This is a genomic window from Enterobacter cloacae complex sp. P14RS (assembly GCF_014895895.1).
GTDB classification, from domain to species: Bacteria; Pseudomonadota; Gammaproteobacteria; order Enterobacterales; family Enterobacteriaceae; genus Enterobacter; species Enterobacter bugandensis.
The window spans coordinates 1-15455 of record NZ_JADBQM010000030.1; the positions used below are offsets into that span (position 1 = coordinate 1).

The following is a 15455-nucleotide window of genomic DNA, read 5'->3' on the forward strand; positions in this document are numbered from 1 at the left end:
AAAAAATGAAACGTTGTTTTACATCGAGAGGTTTCCCATGATTATCGGCAACATCCACCATCTGCAGTCCTGGCTGCCTGACGCGCTGCGCCAGGCCATTGAGCACGTTAAAGCCCACGTCACCGACGCCACGCCGCTCGGCAAGCATGACATCAACGGCAACAGCCTGTTTTATCTTGTGTCAGAAGACATGACCCAGCCGTTCGCCGAGCGCCGCGCCGAGTACCACGCGCGCTATCTGGATATCCAGATTGTGCTGAAGGGCCAGGAAGGGATGACGTTCAGCACCCTGCCGCACGGCACGCCGGACACCGACTGGCTGGCGGATAAAGACATCGCGTTCCTGCCGGAAGGCGAGCAGGAGAAAACCGTGGTGCTGAGCGAAGGGGATTTTGTGGTGTTCTGGCCGGGTGAAGTGCATAAGCCGCTGTGCGCGGTGGGGGAGCCTGCTAAGGTCAGAAAAGTGGTTGTTAAAATGCTGGTGGAGTAATTTCCCCTCACCCCAGCCCTCTCCCGCAGGGAGAGGGCTGGGGCACCAGACCGCACCCACGCATAATGTGATCCAGCTTAAACTTCCCGCACTCCCTCCTCATCTCCCATTTACCTCCCCTTTTTCTGCGTCATAGTATGATCGTTAAATTAATGAACGCTGTTCTATAATGTAGAACAAAATGATTCAACAAGGAGATCTCATGCCGCAGTCCGCGTTGTTCACGGGAATCATTCCCCCTGTCTCCACCATTTTTACCGCCGACGGCCAGCTTGATGAGCAGGGCACCGCCGCGCTGATCGACGATCTCATCAAAGCAGGCGTTGACGGCCTGTTCTTCCTGGGCAGCGGCGGCGAGTTCTCCCAGCTCAGCGCCGAAGAGCGTAAAACCATTGCCCGCTTTGCCATCGGTCATGTCGATCGTCGTGTGCCGGTGCTGATCGGCACCGGCGGCACCAACGCCCGGGAAACCATTGAACTCAGCCAGCACGCGCAGCAGGCGGGCGCGGACGGCATCGTGGTGATCAACCCCTACTACTGGAAGGTGTCGGAAGCGAACCTGATCCGCTATTTCGAACAGGTGGCCGACAGCGTCACCCTGCCGGTGATGCTCTATAACTTCCCGGCGCTGACCGGGCAGGATCTGACTCCGGCGCTGGTGAAAACCCTTGCCGATTCGCGCAGCAATATTATCGGCATCAAAGACACCATCGACTCCGTCGCCCACCTGCGCAGCATGATCCTCACCGTTAAAGCCGCTCATCCGCACTTCACCGTGCTGTGCGGCTACGACGATCATCTGTTTAATACCCTGCTGCTCGGCGGCGACGGGGCGATTTCGGCCAGCGGCAACTTTGCCCCGCAGGTGTCGGTGAATCTTCTGAAAGCCTGGCGGGATAAAGACGTGGCGAAAGCGGCTGAGTATCATCAGATCCTGCTGCAAATCCCGCAGATGTATCAGCTGGATACGCCGTTTGTGAACGTCATTAAAGAGGCGATCGTGCTTTGTGGTCGTCCTGTCTCCACGCACGTGCTGCCGCCCGCCACGCCGCTGGACGAGCCGCGTAAGGCGCAGCTGAAAACCCTGCTGCAACAGCTCAAGCTCTGCTGAGCCGGACGATAACGATGACCATTGAGAAAATTTTCACCCCACAGGACGATGCGTTTTATGCGGTGATTACCCACGCGGCGGGGCCGCAGGGCGCGCTGCCGCTGACCCCGCAGATGCTGATGGAATCCCCCAGCGGCAACCTGTTCGGCATGACGCAGAACACCGGGATGGGCTGGGACGCCAACAAGCTGACCGGCAAAGAGGTGCTGATTATCGGTACCCAGGGCGGTATTCGCGCCGGGGACGGACGCCCGGTTGCGCTGGGCTACCACACCGGACACTGGGAAATCGGCATGCAGATGCAGGCGGCGGCGAAGGAGATCACCCGCAACGGCGGGATCCCGTTTGCGGCCTTCGTCAGCGATCCGTGCGACGGGCGCTCGCAAGGCACGTACGGCATGTTCGACTCCCTGCCGTATCGTAACGACGCGGCGATCGTGTTTCGCCGTCTGATCCGCTCCCTGCCGACGCGCCGGGCGGTGATCGGCGTGGCCACCTGCGATAAAGGGCTGCCCGCCACCATGATTGCGCTGGCCTCCATGCACGATCTGCCGACCATTCTGGTGCCGGGCGGGGCGACGCTGCCGCCGACCGTGGGGGAAGATGCGGGCAAGGTGCAGACCATCGGCGCGCGCTTTGCCAACCACGAGCTCTCATTACAGGAGGCCGCCGAGCTCGGCTGTCGCGCCTGCGCGTCGCCGGGTGGCGGCTGCCAGTTCCTCGGCACGGCGGGCACCTCGCAGGTGGTGGCGGAAGCGCTGGGGCTGGCGCTGCCGCACTCCGCGCTGGCGCCGTCCGGGCAGGCGGTGTGGCTGGAGATCGCCCGCCAGTCGGCGCGGGCGGTGAGCGAGCTGGATAACCGCGGCATCACCACGCGCGATATCCTCACCGATAAAGCCATCGAAAACGGCATGGTGATCCACGCGGCGTTCGGCGGTTCAACGAACTTACTGCTGCACATCCCGGCCATCGCCCACGCGGCGGGCTGCACTATTCCGGACGTAGAGCACTGGACGCGCGTCAACCGTAAGGTGCCGCGCCTGGTGAGCGTGCTGCCCAACGGACCGGACTATCACCCGACCGTACGCGCGTTCCTCGCGGGTGGCGTGCCGGAGGTGATGCTCCACCTGCGCGATCTCGGCCTGCTGCATCTGGACGCCATGACCGTCACCGGCCAGACGGTGGGCGAGAACCTCGACTGGTGGCAGACGTCCGAGCGCCGTAAGCGCTTCCGCCAGTGCCTGCGCGAGCAGGACGGCGTGGAGCCGGATGACGTGATCCTGCCGCCGGAGAAGGCCAAAGCGAAAGGGCTGACCTCGACGGTCTGCTTCCCGACGGGCAACATCGCGCCGGAAGGGTCGGTGATCAAGGCCACGGCGATCGACCCGTCGGTGGTGGATGACGATGGCGTTTACCGCCACACTGGCCGGGTGCGAGTGTTTGTCTCGGAAGCGCAGGCCATCAAGGCCATCAAGCGGGAAGAGATTGCGCAGGGGGATATCATGGTGGTGATCGGCGGCGGTCCGTCCGGCACCGGTATGGAAGAGACCTACCAGCTTACCTCCGCGCTGAAGCATATCTCGTGGGGCAAGACGGTGTCGTTAATCACCGATGCGCGCTTCTCGGGCGTATCGACGGGCGCCTGCTTCGGGCACGTGTCGCCGGAGGCGCTGGCGGGCGGGCCGATTGGCAAGCTGCGCGACAACGATATCATCGAGATTGCCGTCGACCGCCTGACATTAACAGGCAGCGTGAACTTCATCGGCACCGCGGATAACCCGCTGACGCCGGAAGAGGGCGCGCGCGAGCTGGCAGGGCGGCAGACGCACCCGGAACTGCACGCCCACGACTTTTTGCCGGACGATACCCGGCTGTGGGCGGCATTGCAGTCGGTGAGCGGCGGCACCTGGAAAGGCTGTATTTATGACACCGATAAAATTATTGAGGTAATTAACGCCGGTAAAAAAGCGCTCGGCATTTAATTATTTTTCACGTGATTATCGTCTACGGAATATATTCCGTGGGCGGCTTTTACGCATCTTTAATTTATTAATTTAAACAATACGTTGCGATATATCGCTGGCGTCACAAAAGCAAAATAACGTAATTCAGAAATAAGATATGACCATTGCTGGTTAATTGAACAGCTCATTACACTCCATTAACACGATGTTGTAATTCAGCACACTACCAAAGGGTGTAATTCTGATGACGCAATTAACCATGAAAGACAAAATTGGCTACGGGCTGGGTGACACCGCCTGCGGCTTCGTCTGGCAGGCCACGATGTTCCTGCTGGCCTATTTCTACACCGACGTGTTTGGTCTCTCCGCGGGCATTATGGGCACGCTGTTTTTAGTCTCCCGCGTGCTCGACGCCGTGACCGACCCGCTGATGGGGCTGCTGGTAGACCGCACCCGCACGCGGCACGGCCAGTTCCGCCCGTTCCTGCTGTGGGGCGCCATCCCGTTTGGCATCGTCTGCATGCTGACCTTCTACACGCCGGACTTCTCCGCGCAGGGCAAAATCATCTACGCCTGCGCGACCTACATTCTCCTGACCCTGGTCTACACCTTCGTTAACGTGCCCTACTGCGCCATGCCCGGCGTCATCACCGCCGACCCGAAAGAGCGTCACGCCCTGCAGTCCTGGCGCTTCTTCCTCGCCGCGGCGGGCTCGCTCGCCATCAGCGGCATCGCGCTGCCGCTGGTCAGCATCATCGGCAAGGGGGACGAGCAGGTGGGCTATTTCGGCGCCATGTGCGTGCTCGGGCTGACCGGCGTGGTGCTGCTCTACGTCTGCTTCTTTACCACCAAAGAGCGCTACACCTTTGAGGTGCAGCCGGGTTCGTCGGTGGCGAAAGATCTCAGGCTGCTGCTCGGCAACGGCCAGTGGCGCATCATGTGCGCGTTCAAGATGATGGCGACCTGCTCCAACGTGGTGCGCGGCGGGGCGACGCTCTACTTCGTGAAATACGTGATGGATCATCCGGAGATGGCGACCCAGTTCTTACTCTACGGCAGCCTCGCCACCATGTTCGGCTCGCTCTGCTCGTCCCGACTGCTGGGCCGCTTCGACCGCGTCACCGCCTTCAAGTGGATCATCGTCGCTTACTCGCTCATCAGCCTGCTGATTTTCTTTACGCCAGCAGAGCATATTGCCCTGATTTTCGCCCTCAACATCCTGTTCCTGTTCGTCTTCAACACCACCACGCCGCTACAGTGGCTGATGGCCTCCGACGTGGTGGATTACGAGGAGAGCCGCAGCGGGCGTCGCCTCGACGGGCTGGTGTTCTCCACCTATCTGTTCAGCCTGAAGATTGGCCTGGCGATTGGCGGGGCGGTGGTGGGCTGGATCCTGGCCTGGGTGAACTACTCCGCCAGCAGCAGCGTGCAGCCGGTGGAGGTGCTCACCACCATCAAAATTCTGTTCTGCGTGGTGCCGGTGGTGCTCTACGCGGGCATGTTCATCATGCTGTCGTTCTATAAGCTCACCGACGACCGCGTGGAGGCCATCAGCCAGCAGCTGATCAAACACCGCGCGGCGCAGGGCGAGGCCGTACCCGACGCCGCGACAGCCGCATCGCATTAACCGGAGGCAACATGGAAATCACTAACCCGATCCTGACTGGCTTCAACCCGGACCCGTCCCTCTGCCGTCAGGGCGAGGACTACTACATCGCCACCTCGACCTTCGAGTGGTTCCCGGGCGTGCGCATCTATCACTCCCGCGACCTGAAAAACTGGTCGCTGGTCAGCACGCCGCTGGACCGCGTGTCGATGCTGGACATGAAGGGCAATCCGGACTCAGGCGGCATCTGGGCGCCTTGCCTGAGCTACGCCGACGGCAAATTCTGGCTGCTCTATACCGACGTAAAGATTGTCGACTCGCCGTGGAAAAACGGCCGCAACTTCCTCGTCACCGCGCCGTCCATTGAAGGGCCGTGGAGCGAGCCGATTCCGATGGGCAACGGTGGGTTCGATCCGTCCCTTTTCCACGACGACGATGGCCGCAAATACTACCTCTACCGTCCGTGGGGGCCGCGTCACCACAGCAACCCGCACAACACCATCGTGATGCAGGAGTTTGACCCGCAGACCGGCACGCTCTCGCCCGAGCGCAAAACGCTGTTTACCGGTACGCCGCTCTGCTACACCGAAGGGGCACATCTTTATCGCCACGCGGGCTGCTACTACCTGATGGTTGCCGAGGGCGGCACCAGCTACGAGCACGCGGTCGTGGTACTGCGTTCCAAAAATATCGACGGGCCGTACGAGCTGCACCCGGACGTGACGATGATGACCAGCTGGCACCTGCCGGAGAATCCGCTGCAAAAGAGCGGCCACGGCTCGCTGCTGCAGACCCATACGGGAGAATGGTATATGGCCTACCTCACCAGCCGCCCGCTGCGCCTGCCCGGCGTGCCGCTGCTGGCCTCCGGCGGGCGCGGCTACTGCCCGCTGGGGCGCGAGACCGGCATCGCCCGCATTGAATGGCGCGACGGCTGGCCGTACGTGGAGGGCGGCAAGCACGCGCAGCTGACCGTGAAAGGCCCGCAGGTGGTGGAACAGCCCGCAGCCGCTCAGGGTAACTGGCGGGATGACTTCGACGGCAGTACGCTTGACCCGGAGCTGCAGACCCTGCGCATTCCGTTCGATGACACCCTCGGCTCGCTCACCGCCCGCCCGGGTTACTTACGGCTCTACGGCAACGACTCGCTCAACTCGACCTTTACCCAGTCGACCGTGGCGCGCCGCTGGCAGCACTTCACCTTCCGGGCCGAGACGCGGATGCAGTTCTCGCCGGTCCACTTCCAGCAGAGCGCGGGGCTGACCTGCTACTACAACAGCAAAAACTGGAGCTACTGCTTTGTGGATTTCGAGGAGGGGCAGGGAAGAACCATCAAGGTGATCCAGCTCGACCACAACGTCCCGTCGTGGCCGCTGCACGAGCAGCCCATTCCGGTGCCGGAACATGCGGAGAGCGTCTGGCTGCGGGTGGACGTGGATATGCTGGTCTACCGCTACAGCTACTCGTTCGACGGTGAGACGTGGCACGCCGTGCAGGTGACCTATGAAGCGTGGAAGCTGTCGGATGACTACATCGGCGGGCGCGGCTTCTTTACCGGCGCGTTTGTGGGGCTGCACTGCGAGGACATCAGCGGCGACGGCTGTCACGCGGACTTCGACTACTTCACTTACGAGCCGGTATAGCCCAGCGCGCGTGAGAGCTCGAGCCCGGCCTGCTGAAGCTCCTCGCGGAAGCGGGCCAGCTCGGCGTCGTCCACGCGGGAGGTGAGCGTCGACAGGCTCAGGGCGGCAATCACGCGGGATTCGTGGTTCCACACCGGCACCGCCACGCAGCGCACGCCCTGCTCGTTCTCTTCGCTGTCCAGGGCGTAGCCCTGCTCGCGGGTCTGCGCCAGGGCGGTCATTAACGCTTCGCGGGAGGCGAGGGTAGCGGGTGTAAAGGTGGTGTACTGATAGCCCTCCAGCAGGGCGTTAAGCTCGGCCTCGCCCAGCCAGGCAATCAACACTTTGCCGATGGCGGTGGCGTGAACCGGCAGGCGGCGGCCGATGCGCGAATAGGCGATGGCGGCCAGCTTGCCTTCAATCTTCTCGATATAGACCCCTTCACGCCCGTCCAGGATCCCCAGATGGGTGGTCTGCCCGGTACGCTGGGACAGCTCCGTCAGCCAGCCTTTCGCCTTCTGGCGAATATCGATTGAGCCCACGACAAAATGACCGCGCTCGACCAGCTTCATGCCGAGGCGATATTTGCCGTTCTCCGGGTTCTGATCGATATAGCCGTGAAGCTGCAGGGTTTTCAGCAGCGAGTGGAGGGTACTCTTGCTCAGCCCCATCAGTTTGCTGATGTCGGTGATCTTAAGCTCGGTGGCCTGCTCGTTAAACAGGTCGAGGATTTGCAACGCACGTTCAACAGACTGAATAATCGGCATAATGCTGGCATGTCCACGCTGGAATTAAGGCGAAAACGTACCTTTTTCGGGGTGAAAAATCAATTGAGTAGAGCGGGTTGTGGGAGAAAGGGCATCAGGCCGCATCGTCGCCTGATTTGCCCGGCGGCGCTACGCTTGCACGGGCCTACGGGTTTTGTAGGCCGGGTAAGCGCAGCGCCATCCGGCTACATTATTGTTAGCGGGGGAATCAATTATTATCCCGTGCAGCGACAGACTGAATTTTCCAGATCCCATCTTCTTTAACCATGCAATCAATAACTGTGTGCTGGGTCTTTTTGCCGAACGTGATATTCACGTTTACACAGACCGGGTCTGAATCATACGAATCAATAGCCACATTCTCAGCCCAGTCCTCGCCGATATACTGCGATTTCATAAAAAAATCAGCCTCGTAAAATTCAGCATCGGCATAACGGGGATCGTCTGCATGACGTAATTTTTTCATGGTACTGGCCGTAACGAACTTATCGATTTCATTTCCCTCCTGGATAGGATAATGATCGTTGTTCACCTGTTTGACGTACCAGCGATTGAATTCAAGGGCGCGCTGCATCGGTATCTGAAAATCTTCGGCCCCCAATGCTGCTGTGCTGAATAATACAATTAAGATGAGCTTATTCATATTAATAATGCCTGTATAAGGTGACGGCTGGCTGGAGTTGGCGATACGTTGGCCCCGGGTACATTGTTCTCTGTTTAAAATCTGAATACCAGGTTCCAGCGCCATCGTAAATACAGACATGCCCGTACTGATTCGGGCCGGGCAAGGCATCAATCACCGCGATATCCCCCTCTATGGGAGTGCCATAGACTTTTGTGAACCCTGCTTTTTCAAGAGAACGCCAGAAATCCTTAGCGTTTGCCCCTTCGATTTTAAGCCCTCCGGCTCGAATGGCGGCGGCGATTGCGCGAGCGCAATAGTGTCCAGTATGGGTTAGTGCGTGGCTACGGGCGTATGACACAGCTTCATGCTTATTCCATGACATAAATAATCCTTATTAACGAAATGCAGCAATAAGGAAATATTACGCCGATAATATACGGTGTTTTGTAATTGATAATGACCTGATATTAACCATTATCTACTCAATAAATAATGGTTAATAAAAACATAAATACTTATTATGGTTAATGCCTGGCTGAGAAAGCGGCAGTAAAAATATTTTTCTGCCAGACCATAACGCTATTGTCGTTTTTAGGGTTTTCTCCCTCTCCCTGTGGGAGAGGGACGGGGTGAGGGCACCAGACCGCAGAGGACCCAATCACTCCCCAAGCGTCGCCACCATCACCGCCTTAATCGTATGCATCCGGTTTTCAGCCTGATCGAACACGATGCTCGCCGCCGACTCAAACACCTCGTCCGTCACCTCCATCCCGCCGTGCAGATCGAACTCCTTCGCCATCTGCTTGCCGAGCGTGGTCTGGTCGTCATGGAACGCGGGCAGACAGTGCAGGAACTTCACGTTCGGGTTGCCGGTGAGCGCCATCATCTGCGCGTTCACCTGATACCCCCGCAGCAGCGCAATCCGCTCTGCCCACTTCTCTTTGGCTTCGCCCATCGACACCCACACGTCGGTATAGATAAAGTCCGCGCCCTTCACGCCCGCCGCCACGTCTTCCGTCAGGGTGATTTTGCCGCCGTGCTTCTCCGCCAGCGCGCTGCACTCCGCCACCAGGCTCTCTTCCGGCCAGCAGGCCTTCGGGGCCACCAGGCGCAGATCCAGCCCGGTCAGCGCCGCCGCTTCCAGCATCGAGTTGCCCATGTTGTTGCGCGCGTCGCCCGCGTAGACCAGCGTCATCTCGTTAAACGCCTTGCCCGGCAGGTGCTCCTGCATGGTCAGCAGGTCCGCCAGCAGCTGGGTCGGGTGGAACTCGTTGGTCAGCCCGTTCCACACCGGCACGCCCGCATACTGCGCCAGCGTTTCGACCACTTCCTGGCCGTGGCCGCGATACTGAATGCCGTCGTACATCCGCCCGAGCACGCGCGCGGTGTCCTTAATTGACTCTTTATGCCCAATCTGGCTGCCGCTCGGTCCTAAATACGTGACGCGTGCGCCCTGGTCAAATGCGGCAACTTCGAAAGAGCAACGGGTACGGGTCGAGTCTTTTTCGAAGATGAGCGCGATGTTCTTACCGGTAAGCTTCTGTACTTCCTTGCCCTTTTTTTTATCGGCCTTGAGCTGTGCGGCAAGGGTCAGCAGAGAAGTGAACTGTGCAGGGGTAAAGTCGAGCAATTTCAGAAAGTGTTTCTTGTACAGATCAGACATTTTATCCTCACATGGCGAACGCCACTTATTGAATTAAAATTCACTTTATATGTGTAATTATTCATTTGCAACCCCGTTTCACAAATCTTTCCAACAAAGGTGGAGGCAAACCCGTCCGTGTGTGAAAATAGAAGTATCTGCCGCACTTTAAAGAGGATTGAGCCATGGCAAACCCGGAATTACTGGAAGAGCAACGCGAAGAGACGCGTCTGATTATTGAAGAACTGCTGGAAGACGGTAGCGATCCGGACGCGCTGTACACCATCGAGCACCATTTCTCTGCGGATGATTTCGACGCGCTGGAAAAAATGGCCGTAGAAGCCTTCAAGCTGGGTTACGAAGTGACCGAGCCGGAAGAGCTGGAAGTGGAAGAGGGCGACACCGTCATTTGCTGCGACATCCTGAGCGAAGGCGCGCTGAAGGCGGAGCTGATCGACGCGCAGGTAGAACAGCTGATGAACCTGGCCGAGAAGTTTGAGGTGGAATACGACGGCTGGGGAACCTACTTCGAAGATCCAAACGGTGAAGACGGCGAAGAAGGCGACGACGAAGATTACGTCGACGAAGACGACGACGGCGTGCGTCACTAAGTGATTCAGGCGGTGGCGCGCGCCACCGCTTTTTTCAAGGCAGAACCATGGATTACCCGCAGATACTCGCCCCCGTACTCAACTTCCTCCTGTGCCCGACCCCGCAAGCATGGATTGATAAAGCCCGCGACCCGGCAAACCTGCCGCTGCTGCTCACCGACCACATGGTGTGCGAGCTCAAGGCCGCCCAGACCGCGCTGCTGCTGGTGCGTAAATACGTCGCCGACGAAAGCGGTGCCGACGCGCTGCTCGAGTGGCTCAAGCCCTACGAACAGTTCACCTTCCGCGACGGCCCGGAGCCGGACTTCATCGCCCTGCATAAGCAGATTGGCAAAAGCGTAATGCCCAAAACCGACGACCCGTGGGGCCAGGCGCTCATCGACAGCATGGTGCTGCTGATTAAAGAGGAGCTGCACCACTTCTGGCAGGTGCGCGAAGCGATGCTGGCCCGAGACATTCCGTACGTCAAAATCACCGCCAGCCGCTACGCCAAAGGGATGCTGAAGGAAGTGCGCACTCACGAACCGCTGACGCTGATCGACAAGCTCATCTGCAGCGCCTACATCGAAGCCCGCTCCTGCGAACGCTTCGCCGCGCTGGCCCCGTTCCTCGACGATGATTTGCAGAAGTTCTATCTCTCGCTGCTGCGCTCGGAAGCGCGCCACTATCAGGACTACCTGGCGCTGGCCCGGCAGGTAAGCGACGACGATATCTCACCGCGCATACAGCATTTTGGCGAAATTGAAGCCACACTTATCTCGACACCGGACCACGAGTTTCGCTTCCACAGCGGCGTGCCGGTGTAAACCGGCATAACGCAAGGATAAGGATGCGAGATGAAAAAAACGTGGATCAGTACGGTCATTGTTGTTGTCGCGGCTGCCGCCGTGGCGTTCTGGGTCTTCTTCGACAGGCAGCGCGCTCCGGAAGCGCAAATTGATACCGCTCTTAACGCGATGCCCGCCTGGCAGGTGATTAAGGAGCAGGAGCCCGCGCTGCATCAGCGCATCCTCGACCAGATGGCCGCCCTGCAAAAGGCCGGCGAGCCGGAGCAGCACATTATCGACACCATCCAGCCGCAGATCCTGCATTTACAGATGACGCGCCTGCAAAACGCCCCGGACGCCAACGTGGTGAACTACATGACCATCAACATGGAGCAGACCGCCGCCATCCAGAAGGTGAGCGACGACGCCTGCTTCCGCTTCCTCTACCCGATGGTGAAGGGCGGCATCAACCCGATGCGCATGCTGGATAAAGACCTGATGGCGCGGCGCATGCAGGCCGACGCCGACATGATGCGCGCGGCCTACGGCAAAAACCGCCACACCGTGACCCCGGCCGAGCGCGAGGCTGCCGTCGAGGATGTGCGGCCGATTATGAAGGCACTTGCCGATAAGTACGGCGAGGACATCCAGCTGTTGCAGATGCCGGAGAAGGCGGCGGGCAAAGAGAAGCTCTCCTGCGATATGGTGCAGGATATGTGGGCGAAGGTGCTGGCGCTGCCGGAGCAGAAGGCGGCAGGGGTGATTCGTCTGGCGGTGTCTGAGCTGGAGTGAAGGGGCGCTGGTTTTTTGGGCACTTAGAGTGGGTTTCGCGCGTCGTCGCTTGCATGGCGGCGCGCGACAGGTATAATCCACAACGTTTCCGCATCCCCTTCAGTGCCGAAGTGGCGAAATCGGTAGACGCAGTTGATTCAAAATCAACCGTAGAAATACGTGCCGGTTCGAGTCCGGCCTTCGGCACCAAAAGATGCAAATCATAGTCGCTTAAGGGCGGCTTTTTTTGTGTTTGTTATATTTTTAAGAGTCCGAGTGCTAAGCACTCGGACTTAACTAGTCAATTTATAAAATCTAAGCCAACTCTAGACTTTGATACCCCTAATTTACTTAAAAGATTTAATGCATATTCATATCTTAATTCAGCCACGACCTCAGCATTAAATTCTTTGATGATGATGTTATTCTCAGTATCACCTGGTTCTGCATATTTTATTGTAATATTATTAGTTTCTGCATCAAATACACCTTGGTTTTCCACATAAAAATCCATTGCTTTTGGATTGGCTTTCCCATCAAGACCAACAGTGAAACTTAAAATTTTTACTTCATCTTTTTTATTTTCGGGGCGAATAAATAAAAGATTGTTTTGTGTGGAGTATTTAAGTATATGTTTGATCTCTTCTTCTTTAGAAAGTTTGGGTATTGTTTCAAGCTCTAGAGCTTTTCGCATATTTTCCCGAGAGTTTGCTAAAGCAGCTTTAGCATCATACATTTTCACTAGTGTTACTGAAATAAGTTTATTACTTGATTCTTTTTGGCCCGGTACTAAATCACACATAGGGGTAAGACATAACCAGAAGTTACTCTCGAAACTGAGGACGTGGCCAGTTACTAGGTGATGAGTACTTATTTTCTTAGAACAGCTAAAGCAATTTGCATGTATTGCTTGGTTAGCTTCATTATTTAATGTTTCTTTTTCGATGAAATAATCCAAGGGAGTATCCATAGTTTTTAAAGAATTTACAAGATTAATTGTAAATTCATCTAAACCTTCTTTTATTTCATATGCTAACTCCTCCCATAGTTTTGTAACTGCTTGCCATGCTGAAGTTTTGATCGCAGTGGTAGAATTACTTTCTTTTAATAACTCTTTTAGCCATGCCGCCTGTAAGAATTTTTTATTTAATATATTGCTTGCAGCAAAGCTCCCTTTGCTTTCTATTTCATGTCTTAGTTTCGATAAGATTAATTTATGTGGATGAGGACGTGAGTCAGACATTGCTTGTAATAGCTGCATAGGAATATCACTAATAGGGGTGTCTTTTTTCCCTAAAACCGTTAAAAACAAATCCTCTGTTCTAATCCAATTAATATTACCTTTAACTCCCCAATCGAAGAAACTGGATGTTTCTGATGCAAAACACTCTTCATATACTTGTAATTTTTTTAAAGAAAGCCATTTAAATAACTTGTGTTTTTGTATATTAATGTCTTCTGGTTTATTTTGGTAAAGTGAATCAAACTCTTCTAGAAACTTGTGTTTGAAATGAGGATTATTTAATTGCCCATTGAATTTATTTATTAAAAATAAAAGATCTAGTGTTGATATTGAATCCCGAAGAGCATCTAAGATGCTATCATCTTCAATTTGCCATTCATCCATCATCTCATTTATGGTCGAAATTTCATTTTCTTTGAGGTTTATAAAGTCTGGCCGTTTCTGCAATGAGACTACAATATCTATTAATACATCTTGTACTGTGCCTTTCTCGCCAGTATAACCTTTTGTATGCACGGCTACTATATTGAAATGACGATTCACAGATAAGCTTTTTATTATTTCAATTGATTTCCTACAATATCCAGAATCCTCACCATCAAGGTGATAATCAAGTATCAAAAGATCACTATGGTGTAATCTATTCGTTACAAGACCTTTTTTTACTTTTTGTTCTTTGCCGTTGTATACATCAAGCAACCAATTATATTGCTCGCTTCTGCTTATTTTAATTATCTCTTGCAATCTGGCTAAATTATCAGGTTCGAATTCAGTCTTCACGGGTGATATAAGTTCATCTATAGTTGGATATTCATCATCAATTATAGTGACGGTGCGAATAGGATCGATGAACGCCTTTTTTAAATGAGGGATGTAATCGAAGTTAGAATTAGTTTGCATTTTTTAATCCTTTAAACTGAATGACAAAGTTTGCACCATTTAATATTTTTTTAGTATCACGTGTTTCATAAAAAATAGAGTGTCCACTTGCGGCAAGGTTTTGTTTGCAAAGATATAATCCTACTCCACGGCCGCCCCTTTGTTTTTTGGAAAAGAATATCGTGAATAATTCGTCAACATCATCAATATCAACTCCAGGGCCATTGTCGCTGACATATACAAACTTATCTATCACATCAAGAAGTATTTTTCTAGGAGTAGAGTTATTTACCTTTACCCAATACCTTGAGTTATTTACTAAATTAATAAAAACAGGATAAATTCGAGATGGTTGTTCATAAATGGATATTTTTTTAAATGCATCTGTGCAATCAAAAGCTATATCATCTTTTTCTAGTTTGTTACTGAAGAATTTGCGTACATACTTATATATATCCTCACCAGTTAAATCAGTGCGAATTTTCTCTCCTGACAGTTTTAATGGACTCAAAAAACGCCATGAATCACTTAGCGACTCGTGAGCATTTTTAATGGCTTTTAATGATTTAAGCTGACTATCATCTAGTCCAGTTAAGAGTAGGTTTTTTATACCTCGCTCTATTGTCATATCAAAACCTTCAACTTCATGGCCTATGATTTCAACGGTAATTCCTAGTTGGGCTAAACTATTTACTTGTTCAACTTGTTTTTTTAAGCGAGAATTCTCATTTACAGATACAAGAGCTAAAGCCTCCAGATCAATTTGCTCACTTAAACTTTCGAAAGCTGAAATGTATGGCTTGAGTTTTTGTGTGACCTCAATATCTTGAATTTGATACTCATCATCAAGCAATTCAAGAGCTTTTTTTAAAGAGATATTGTTACTCTTAAGATCAGATATTATGTAGGCTGTTTTTTCGTGAAATGCCTTATTAATTTGACTAATGGTATCTTCAAATCTTTTCTTTTCTTCATTTAAAGCTTCTCTGCCCTTTAGGGACATTTTTCTAATCTTTGCATGAAGAATTGCCGATTTACTACGAAAATCTTTTTCTGCTATCTCATCGTCATTTTTTATTATTAGTTTTTCGAGCGCGCTGTTGATTGAATTATATATAACCTTAAGAAAGGATTTTGCTTCTAATTCTAAATCTCTATATTCTCTATATTGCTTTTCGATACTACCTAAACTTCTAGGAACAGTGCCGAGAGACAAACTTTTTAGAGTGGAGTCAATCCCATCTACTTCTTCTCTAAGCGACAAGAAATCATTTTGGTCTTTAATAATTTCATTATTGCTTAAATGATCCATAATGCCTGAAAGTTCATTTCGTAGGTTTAATAAATTATTTATATC

Annotated in this window: 15 protein-coding genes and 1 tRNA gene; 9 read left to right on the forward strand and 7 right to left on the reverse strand. The window is 53.7% G+C overall.

Features of this window, described 5'->3' with window-relative positions:
• Positions 1–37 precede the first annotated feature (37 nt).
• The 5 genes from IM295_RS22320 (at position 38) to IM295_RS22340 (ending at position 6814) form a co-directional block, all read left to right on the forward strand.
• Positions 38–490, forward strand: coding sequence for a YhcH/YjgK/YiaL family protein (locus IM295_RS22320; RefSeq protein WP_028015322.1), 453 nt, complete (start codon positions 38–40; stop codon positions 488–490).
• Between the two features lie 202 nt (positions 491–692).
• On the forward strand, positions 693–1601 hold the full coding sequence (gene yagE, locus IM295_RS22325) for a 2-keto-3-deoxygluconate aldolase (protein WP_193067340.1): 909 nt from the start codon (positions 693–695) through the stop codon (positions 1599–1601).
• Positions 1602–1615: 14 nt separating this feature from the next.
• Complete coding sequence (gene yagF, locus IM295_RS22330; protein ID WP_193067341.1) at positions 1616–3583, forward strand: xylonate dehydratase YagF; 1968 nt, start codon at positions 1616–1618, stop codon at positions 3581–3583.
• A 226-nt stretch (positions 3584–3809) separates the two neighbouring features.
• A complete protein-coding gene (locus IM295_RS22335) occupies positions 3810–5192 on the forward strand; it encodes an MFS transporter (RefSeq protein WP_028015325.1) in 1383 nt (460 codons plus the stop codon).
• 11 nt (positions 5193–5203) lie between these two features.
• Positions 5204–6814, forward strand: coding sequence for a glycoside hydrolase family 43 protein (locus IM295_RS22340; RefSeq protein WP_193067342.1), 1611 nt, complete (start codon positions 5204–5206; stop codon positions 6812–6814).
• Here the strand turns inward: IM295_RS22340 and xynR are convergent.
• The 5 genes from xynR to IM295_RS23175 form a co-directional block, all read right to left on the reverse strand.
• Positions 6799–7560, reverse strand: coding sequence for a DNA-binding transcriptional repressor XynR (gene xynR, locus IM295_RS22345; RefSeq protein ID WP_100170992.1), 762 nt, complete (start codon positions 7558–7560; stop codon positions 6799–6801). The two genes, IM295_RS22340 and xynR, sit on opposite strands and share 16 nt — an antisense overlap.
• Positions 7561–7768: 208 nt before the next feature.
• Complete coding sequence (locus IM295_RS22350) at positions 7769–8323, reverse strand: DUF3828 domain-containing protein (RefSeq protein ID WP_226859537.1); 555 nt, start codon at positions 8321–8323, stop codon at positions 7769–7771.
• On the reverse strand, positions 8205–8567 hold the full coding sequence (locus IM295_RS23170) for a hypothetical protein (protein ID WP_008501376.1): 363 nt from the start codon (positions 8565–8567) through the stop codon (positions 8205–8207). Before IM295_RS23170 ends, IM295_RS22350 begins: the two co-directional genes overlap by 119 nt.
• A 276-nt stretch (positions 8568–8843) precedes the next feature.
• Positions 8844–9848 carry an ornithine carbamoyltransferase gene (gene argF / locus IM295_RS22355; protein WP_045339574.1) on the reverse strand — a complete coding sequence of 335 codons (1005 nt, stop codon included), beginning with the start codon at positions 9846–9848 and terminating at the stop codon, positions 8844–8846.
• The gene (locus tag IM295_RS23175) at positions 9818–9913 is read right to left on the reverse strand and encodes a hypothetical protein (protein WP_213014347.1); all 96 of its coding nucleotides are present in this window, start codon (positions 9911–9913) and stop codon (positions 9818–9820) included. Before IM295_RS23175 ends, argF begins: the two co-directional genes overlap by 31 nt.
• Before the next feature lie 99 nt (positions 9914–10012).
• On the opposite strand from IM295_RS23175, the gene rraB reads away from it, so the two are divergent.
• The 4 genes from rraB (at position 10013) to IM295_RS22375 (ending at position 12186) form a co-directional block, all read left to right on the forward strand.
• Positions 10013–10438: a ribonuclease E inhibitor RraB gene (rraB, locus tag IM295_RS22360; RefSeq protein WP_003862940.1), complete on the forward strand. Its 426-nt coding sequence runs from the start codon at positions 10013–10015 to the stop codon at positions 10436–10438.
• Between the two features lie 47 nt (positions 10439–10485).
• The gene (miaE, locus tag IM295_RS22365; RefSeq protein ID WP_193067343.1) at positions 10486–11244 is read left to right on the forward strand and encodes a tRNA isopentenyl-2-thiomethyl-A-37 hydroxylase MiaE; all 759 of its coding nucleotides are present in this window, start codon (positions 10486–10488) and stop codon (positions 11242–11244) included.
• A 30-nt stretch (positions 11245–11274) separates the two neighbouring features.
• Positions 11275–11997 carry a topoisomerase II gene (locus tag IM295_RS22370; RefSeq protein ID WP_193067344.1) on the forward strand — a complete coding sequence of 241 codons (723 nt, stop codon included), beginning with the start codon at positions 11275–11277 and terminating at the stop codon, positions 11995–11997.
• Positions 11998–12101: 104 nt separating this feature from the next.
• Positions 12102–12186: transfer RNA gene (locus IM295_RS22375), tRNA-Leu, on the forward strand.
• A gap of 91 nt (positions 12187–12277) precedes the next feature.
• Here IM295_RS22375 and IM295_RS22380 read toward each other — a convergent pair.
• Positions 12278–14119, reverse strand: a complete 1842-nt coding sequence (locus IM295_RS22380) for a response regulator receiver domain (protein ID WP_193067345.1) — start codon at positions 14117–14119, stop codon at positions 12278–12280.
• Positions 14109–15455: HAMP domain-containing sensor histidine kinase (locus IM295_RS22385; protein ID WP_193067346.1), on the reverse strand; the 1347-nt coding region annotated here is incomplete at its 5' end. The genes IM295_RS22385 and IM295_RS22380, both read right to left, overlap by 11 nt.

Excerpts from the sequence above, each read along its gene's own strand:
- IM295_RS22335 (WP_028015325.1), top strand. The coding sequence starts at position 3,810 with ATGACGCAATTAACCATGAAAGACAAAATTGGCTACGGGCTGGGTGAC.
- IM295_RS22380 (WP_193067345.1), bottom strand. The coding sequence starts at position 14,119 with ATGCAAACTAATTCTAACTTCGATTACATCCCTCATTTAAAAAAGGCG.
- yagF (WP_193067341.1), top strand. The coding sequence starts at position 1,616 with ATGACCATTGAGAAAATTTTCACCCCACAGGACGATGCGTTTTATGCG.
- yagE (WP_193067340.1), top strand. The coding sequence starts at position 693 with ATGCCGCAGTCCGCGTTGTTCACGGGAATCATTCCCCCTGTCTCCACC.
- IM295_RS22320 (WP_028015322.1), top strand. The coding sequence starts at position 38 with ATGATTATCGGCAACATCCACCATCTGCAGTCCTGGCTGCCTGACGCG.
- argF (WP_045339574.1), bottom strand. The coding sequence starts at position 9,848 with ATGTCTGATCTGTACAAGAAACACTTTCTGAAATTGCTCGACTTTACC.
- xynR (WP_100170992.1), bottom strand. The coding sequence starts at position 7,560 with ATGCCGATTATTCAGTCTGTTGAACGTGCGTTGCAAATCCTCGACCTG.
- IM295_RS22340 (WP_193067342.1), top strand. The coding sequence starts at position 5,204 with ATGGAAATCACTAACCCGATCCTGACTGGCTTCAACCCGGACCCGTCC.
- rraB (WP_003862940.1), top strand. The coding sequence starts at position 10,013 with ATGGCAAACCCGGAATTACTGGAAGAGCAACGCGAAGAGACGCGTCTG.
- miaE (WP_193067343.1), top strand. The coding sequence starts at position 10,486 with ATGGATTACCCGCAGATACTCGCCCCCGTACTCAACTTCCTCCTGTGC.
- IM295_RS22350 (WP_226859537.1), bottom strand. The coding sequence starts at position 8,323 with ATGTCTGTATTTACGATGGCGCTGGAACCTGGTATTCAGATTTTAAAC.
- IM295_RS23170 (WP_008501376.1), bottom strand. The coding sequence starts at position 8,567 with ATGTCATGGAATAAGCATGAAGCTGTGTCATACGCCCGTAGCCACGCA.
- IM295_RS23175 (WP_213014347.1), bottom strand. The coding sequence starts at position 9,913 with ATGAATAATTACACATATAAAGTGAATTTTAATTCAATAAGTGGCGTT.
- IM295_RS22370 (WP_193067344.1), top strand. The coding sequence starts at position 11,275 with ATGAAAAAAACGTGGATCAGTACGGTCATTGTTGTTGTCGCGGCTGCC.